Annotated in this window: 8 protein-coding genes; all 8 read right to left on the reverse strand. The window is 56.8% G+C overall.

The genetic code is table 11. From position 1 onward, the window contains the following. Positions 1 to 237, reverse strand: a 237-nt coding sequence (locus IV04_RS23730) for a phage tail protein (protein WP_037404444.1), incomplete at its 3' end; no start/stop codon positions are given. Further along, entirely contained in the window at positions 230 to 1,333 is a 1,104-nt protein-coding gene (locus tag IV04_RS23735; protein ID WP_037404445.1) for a baseplate J/gp47 family protein, read from the reverse strand. The genes IV04_RS23730 and IV04_RS23735, both read right to left, overlap by 8 nt. Beyond that, on the reverse strand, positions 1,324 to 1,671 hold the full coding sequence (locus IV04_RS23740; protein ID WP_037404360.1) for a GPW/gp25 family protein: 348 nt from the start codon (positions 1,669 to 1,671) through the stop codon (positions 1,324 to 1,326). The genes IV04_RS23735 and IV04_RS23740 overlap by 10 nt, the downstream gene beginning before the upstream one ends. A 60-nt stretch (positions 1,672 to 1,731) precedes the next feature. Next, positions 1,732 to 2,346 (reverse strand): phage baseplate assembly protein V, encoded by a 615-nt coding sequence (locus tag IV04_RS23745; protein WP_037404446.1) that lies wholly within the window; start codon positions 2,344 to 2,346, stop codon positions 1,732 to 1,734. Continuing rightward, entirely contained in the window at positions 2,343 to 3,509 is a 1,167-nt protein-coding gene (locus IV04_RS23750; RefSeq protein WP_037404447.1) for a phage late control D family protein, read from the reverse strand. The genes IV04_RS23745 and IV04_RS23750 overlap by 4 nt, the downstream gene beginning before the upstream one ends. Continuing rightward, the gene (locus tag IV04_RS23755; RefSeq protein WP_197062216.1) at positions 3,497 to 3,709 is read right to left on the reverse strand and encodes a tail protein X; all 213 of its coding nucleotides are present in this window, start codon (positions 3,707 to 3,709) and stop codon (positions 3,497 to 3,499) included. The genes IV04_RS23750 and IV04_RS23755 overlap by 13 nt, the downstream gene beginning before the upstream one ends. After that, positions 3,709 to 4,593, reverse strand: coding sequence for a phage tail protein (locus tag IV04_RS23760; protein ID WP_037404449.1), 885 nt, complete (start codon positions 4,591 to 4,593; stop codon positions 3,709 to 3,711). The genes IV04_RS23755 and IV04_RS23760 overlap by 1 nt, the downstream gene beginning before the upstream one ends. After that, positions 4,593 to 6,812: phage tail tape measure protein (locus IV04_RS23765; protein WP_051916964.1), on the reverse strand; the 2,220-nt coding region annotated here is incomplete at its 5' end. The genes IV04_RS23765 and IV04_RS23760, both read right to left, overlap by 1 nt.

A 6,812-nucleotide genomic window follows, 5' to 3' on the forward strand; every position in this document is an offset into this window, starting at 1 on the left:
CTCAATGGCCCCTTTAATCAGAGTTCGACGCACCTCGTCGGACTCCGCCAGTTCCCAACCATCCCCCACCAGTGACAACTGCTCTGCCAGCCAGGGCAAGGTGCTGCTGTCGACCAGGTCAACCAGATACACCAGCAAGGGGGTCAGGTTGATGTCCGATAAGCGCTGGGCGAGTCCGGCCAGCGCCTTCAGGCTGATATCAATGTCAATCGGAGGTACCGGGATTAACTCAGCCATGCGCACTGCCTTTGAGGGTGATCGTGATGCCGGTGCAGACGGCCAGCTCAATCTCGCTGACCACCGTCAGCGCTGGTGCTGTCAATTCCACGTCATACACTCCGAGTTGCTTCAGTACCCTGACCAGTTCGCTGGGCACAATATCCCGCCCCAACCCTGCTGCACGCTCTGCCGCATAGCTCTCCGCAGCCGCTAACCCCGCTTTTTGGGTACTGTCAGCATTTTGCCCCTCATATAACGTCAGGATGGCGTCGATACGGTATCCCACTGGCACCGGCTGTTTGACCCACACTGTGTCGGTCAGGGGCCGCGCCTTTTCATCTGAACAGGTCGCGCTGACCAGTGCCAAAATGGTGTCATCCGGCAGGCCATTACGCATTAACGGGTAGAGGGCGACAGTGCCCGGCCTTGGCCTGCTGATACCGACATCAATAATGTCCTGATGGGCACTCATCGCATGAAACCGGTATGCTCCCTTGGAGCCAGCATTGCTGAAGGACTCGGGAGCCAGGCGAATACGTTCACGCAGGCGCTCGTTATCTTCCTGTTCCGCCCCTCCGCTGGCCACCTGCGTATTGATCACCTGCAGGTCGATATCATCCAGCGGGTCAAGCAAGGTACTGACCTGGGTCGGTTGCCAGCCATTTCCCATTATTCCCGGCTCGGTGCAGGTGGCGCTGGTTGATGCCAGGGTCTGGCCCGCCACCAGAACAACGTCATTGTCTGTGGCAAAAATCACGCTGTCGGTGGCGCTGACGCGCGTTCCTGCGGGGATCAACACAGAGGTTGGCAGGGCAGTATCGATGCTGAACTGCAGCACGGTGTGTGCTGGTTGCGCCGACAGACGATAAACCCCGACCAGTTCGCCCAGGTAATCCAGCATCGGCTCACGGGCAAAGGCCACCAGGTTCTGCTCGGCGGCTTCCTGAATGGCGACGCGTACCAGGTTTTCACGGTAGGCGAACAGGTTGATCAACAACCGTTCGGCTTGTGCCGGATAGAGCGTTTTACCGCTGTCTGCCTCGTACTGCGCCACCATTTCAGCCGTGATTTTGTCTGCATCACGTTCGATAAAGTCAGGTTTACTCAACGCCATAACAACTCCGTGGATTGTGTTACGCCTTCTGCACTTTTCCACTGCACCCGTAGCGTGAGATGCTCGGCATCAATCACCGGCTTGATCGAGACCAACTGACAGCGAGGTTCCCATTGTTTTATGGCCTCGACAGATTCCCGCACCACATGGGGAATGGCCCGGTCAACGGGGTGATCGATATAAAGATGCAGGTTACTGCCAAATTCTGGCCGATGCGGATCGCTCCCCCTGGGCGTTCTCAGGATGATGAGAATGGCCTGGGCGATATCCTCCAGCCCCTGGACGGTTTCGCCAGGACGCTGAAGCGCAGGTTGCCAAAATACGGAGTTCGTTTTCATGGGGGCAGTATTGCCCCCGGAGGGAATGACCGATATTAACGCCGTTTAAAAAGATTTGATTCAGTGACTGTGGTGGTTGGAGTTTTCGCCGTCTGACAACATGCTGCCGCTGGCGTGGGCATCACCGAGAATGTTCAGGTTGCCGGTGATGGTCGCTGCTGCACCGTCGCCGCCAGAGCCTTCCATACCCCCTTCATAAGTCAGTTTCTTTTTCACCGTCAGGTTGCCCTGAATTTCAGCGTCGCCCGTGACTATCGTCTGGAGAGCATCGACGGTGGCCTGCTGGGCGGTGATATGCACATTGGCTTTGACGGCGATCACGATATGTTCAATGCCGCCGTTGATGGTGAGGGTATGTGTCGCCCGGTCATAATAGAAGGCCGCTTCATCAGCATGGGTGGTGCCCCTGGCGTCTTTGTTATTGACCGGGGGCAGATCAACGCTGGAATACACCGCGCCCAGAATGACGCCGTCCTCACCGTTGGCATCGAGCAACACTTCGACCTGTTCGCCGATATCGGGCAACCAGTAGTCTTTCGTGTTCTGGGTGTTGCGTTGCAGCACATTGAGCCAATCCGTGCGCAGATTGTCGGCTTCAGGCAGGCGAACACGTGCCCGAACCGTTTGAGGGTCAACTGCGCTGATGGTACCGACCTGCCGTGTTACGCCGCTCATTTCTTTTTATCCTTTGTCACTGTGGAGGTTGAACCATCGGGTTTATACACCGTCAACGTCTGGGTTTTTCCCGCTTTTGATTTCGCCTTTCCCTGGGTTACCGGGCCGCGTGCCACCTCAAGTTCAGTCATATAGCCGCCGCTGCGATCAACAGTGTGTCGAGCGGTGGTGATCAACCAGGCACCGGATAACTGACCAAACCCAACCAGCTCAATTTTATTGCCAGCCGTCAGTGAGGGCGCTCCCATCAATGTCAGGGAGCCGTTTTGCTGGTATTCGTTATGTTTGGCCAGCGCCGACTCTGCCTTTATCTGGGCACTGGCCGTATCTGCCGCTCGGCTATTGAGCTTGAGCGTATCGGCACTGGTGGTTTTCCCGTTCTTGGTTTGTTTGGTCACTTCATGCGTGCCACCCTCCGCCTCATAGACAATCAGCTTCTTGCTGCTGCTTTTCTGGTGTTTCACCTTGGCCGACTTGTAAATCCGGTTGATGGTATCGCGCAGGGAGAACTGTGCCACATCCTGTGGCCTAAGCTGCTTGACCGGCTCCAGGCTGCGCAAGGTGGCCAGATGGGAGAAAATCAACTGGTCGCTCACCACCTTCACCGCATAGCCGTACTCGCTGGCCAGGCGCTTTAGAAACCCCACATCGGTCTCTGAATATTGTGTCACCCGGTCAATGGTGATGGCTTCGATACTGCCAACCAGCTTTAATTGGTGCTTTTTGGCGATGCGGCTGGCGATGGCCGCCAGCGTGGTCTTCTCAAACGCCCGGCTGGATGGGGTACGCAGCGCCTGGTTAACCGAGGTGGCCACCCCCCGAATGGAAACCGTACTGGGCGGGCCACTGACTTCAATCTCATCAATAGAAAAGACGCCGCAGGAAAGCAGCTTCTCCCCCCGATAGCCGAGTTTGAGCGTCAGCGTATCGCCTTTGCCCGGATACCACTTACTCATCCAGCGTCCCTCGGTATCTTCCAGGTCAACCTCAATGGCATCGGATTCATTCTTGATGTTGTCGCTGTAACTAACACGCGTCACGTAAGGCGCGATATCACTGGTGATATTCTTCTGCAGGTACCACAAAGTGAAGGTGGGCTGCAAAACCTCGCTGACACCGGTGATGGCCTCAACGGTGGTTTGTGATGGGGTTACCTCAGCCATGGTGGGGTGTCCTCCAACAGCGTGTTATCGTCGGCCTCAATCACGGGGATCAGCAGCAGAATGCCGGAAGACAGCACCGGCGTGATGGCCACATGGGGATTGGCCGCAATGATACGGGGATACCCCAGAGGGTCGTGGTAGTAACGGTACGCCAACTGATCCCAGCGTTCGCCTTCTTTGGTGATGTGCTCAAGAAACATCAGAGGCTCCTCACGGTAATTTTTGCGGCCATCTCGCTCAGCGTCGGCGACACCTGGGTCAAGGTGGTGCTGGCGGCATTCAACTGCCCGGAGACGGTACCCAGTGCAGCAGCAATATTGTTGCTGTCAACTGACGCGAGCGCCCCTTGTGCCTGTTGGATAGTGGTGGCGGCCTGTCCCGTGGCTCGACTGAGCGTGATGGCCCCCGGCAGCGCCTCACCGATGGCTGAAAACGCAGAAGAACTTTTTCCCAGCGGCACGGCCACGGTGTTCAACTGACTCAACAACCCAGGGACGCGGGTCAAGGCGACGGTGGGGTTATCCTTCATCTTCTGGGCGATACGCACGGCACTCATCGCGCCCTGCAGCGCGGACTGTGCCTGTTTGGCGTAGTTCACACCCTCCCGGACGTAGAGTGCAACACCGGAAGGGGCTGGTACCGCGCCGGTTACCGTGCCCGTACCTGGCAACGCCGTTTTGACTGCTGGAGGCTTGAGCGGGTTTTTCGGGTCACCGATGTATTCCCGTAGTGAAACCGTGGCCGTGAGCGCCCACACGTTGCCGGTGGTGTCTGTCTGTTGGCTCACGGCAGTCACGTCGGTTATCACAAACCAGCCGCGATAATCCCCGTTGCCAAACACCAGCGCCAGTGCCTGATGCGCTTTCATGGCGGTACGCAGCCGGGCCAGTTCGACATCCGGCACACAATAGTGCTGATGAAAGGCCAGGCTTATCTGGATCTCGTCGAGCTTTTCCCCCACGAACTGCAGACCCGGCTTGCCTTCAATGCGGGCGTGCTCTGCATAGTCGACGCCGAACGTCGCCTCGAAGCCGTCCCAATAGGTGATCAGCTCAAACTCAATATTTCCCAACACGGCAAACATCAGTTGTACCCCCGGCGCTGTTGCTGGGCCACGATACGCTCCAGCATTTTCTCCAGGTCGCGCAGGCTCAGGTTCAGGGCCTTGGCGATATCGGGCGGTGCCGAAGTTTCTCTACCATTGAGGTAAATCTGCGGATTGAAGCTGACGGTAACTCCTGATGATACGCCCGCACCGGCTGTGGCGGGACCACGTCCGGCATAACCTGCGGCCAGGATATCCAGGGCCGGAATACGGGGAACTTCCGGGGTCATTTCCTGTGCCAGACGTTGGCCAGCTAGAGCCGCAAGGGGGGTAGAACGCTGCAGGCCAATCACAGCACCCTGGGCAATGTTGTCACCAAACCCCATAAAGACCCGGCTGGGTGAGTGGATGTCCAGCTTTTCCGCGAACCAGTCTTTGATGCCGGTGCCCATGTCGGTGATCGCACCTTTCACATCCTCCCACTTTTTCTTGATGCCATTCACCAGGCCATCAATCATCTGGCCACCAAACTCGGTAAACTTGGCAGGGAGATCGATGCCGAGGTACTTCAGCGCCCCGGAAAACACGGTATACAGGATGCCCAACGGCGACCAGTTGATGAGGAGCTTGCCCACGCCCGCAATACCGCCATTGAACGCTTCTTTGACTTCCATCCAACGCTGTTTGAACCAGCGACTGATGGCCCCCCAGTTACGGTAAATCAGGTACGCGCCGCCAGCGATAACGGTGATGGCAATCCCAATCGGGTTCATCAGCAAGGCACGCCCGATCCAGAGCAAGGCGCGACCAACGGTCGTGATGCCCCGAAACAATCCCCCGGAGAATATCCCCGCAAGCCATCTGGCCCCCGTTGCCAGGCGGCTGAACCCTGACGCCAGCCAGCGCAGTCTCCCTCCATCACCCAAGGCCGTTCTGAGCAGCAGCCAGTTTGAGCGCAACAGCATGGCGCTCTTCCAGACGCTGACGAACGGGGAAAGCAACAGGTTAAGCCCCAGCTTTAACCCGATGGTAGCCATTTTGAAGGTGAGCAACGCACCCACCAGTTTGATGGTGCCGCTCACCAGTTCCGGGTTGGCGGCGATCCATTTGGCGGCACTGTCGATAATCGGGATCAACGTGTCGGCCAATTGTATCAAGGCGGGACGGAGGGCTTCACCAAGGCTCAGCATGCTGTCATTGAAACTTAACTGAGTTCGACGCCATCGGTTTTCCAGTGTGTCATTCTGTTTATCCGCATCTTTTGAAATGGTGTTTTTCGCTTCAGGGCTGTTCATCTCCTGTTTGCTGGATAAGTATTTATCCCAGCCCTGGCGCATAGATAGCAGGTGATTAACCGTCTGGATATCGCTAAACACTTCAGCCAGACCAAACGACTCCATCAGCTTTTGCTGGCCTTCCTGATCGCCTTTTGCTCCTGCCGCCTGCCATTGCTTCAAGAAGGCTTGCCCTTTACCGTCAATAAACCGGTTGGCGATCATCAATGAGGCTTCGTACTGTGAGACCCCTTGCGCGACATAGTTCTGCATGGAACTTTGGTAATCAATACCTGCTTTTGCATACTTCTGAACCGTGTCGCCACGACCCATGGCAGCCAACCAGTTGTTCATATTGGTGACGGCTTCTTCTGCCGAGCCACTGCCTTTGGCTACTTCCAGACTGGCGACAATCTGCGTAATGGCCTCCTTGCCGACAATTCCCCGCGCTGCAAAGGACTTCGCCAACCCTGGCAGGGCTTTGGCCATGTCCTTCAGTTCAAAGGAACCCAACTTTGCCCCGGTAGCAGCCATACCGAATGCCTGCTCCAACTCTTTGGCATCAGTGATTTTTAATGCGTCGCTAAAAGCAAACGTCATCTTGGCCAGGTCGGTCATGTCTGCTTTGGTCGCGGTGGCTGTTTTACCTAACATGCCCGCAAACTGTGATGCCTGTTCCGGTGCCATCCCATCTGCTACCAACTGACCGACACCACCCAGCAGGGCTTCCTGTGCCTGATTGACCTTGAGTGCGGCCTGACGAATGGCAGTACCAATCGCCCGCTCTTGCCTCGCATCCAGATCACCGGTCACGCTGATATCACGCAGTTGGGATTCAAACGAGGCGTATTGCGTCACCGCCTTGACCACCGGCGCGGCCAGGGTTCTGCCTACCGCATAGGTCTCCATCCCCTGACCATAGAGTTCCATGCGGCTGGCTTTCAGGGACTCACCGGCGATCGAGGTGTAGTGGATCACAAAATC

The sequence above is a fragment of the Serratia sp. Ag1 genome (genome assembly GCF_000743355.1).
In the GTDB taxonomy this organism is placed as follows: Bacteria; Pseudomonadota; Gammaproteobacteria; order Enterobacterales; family Enterobacteriaceae; genus Chania.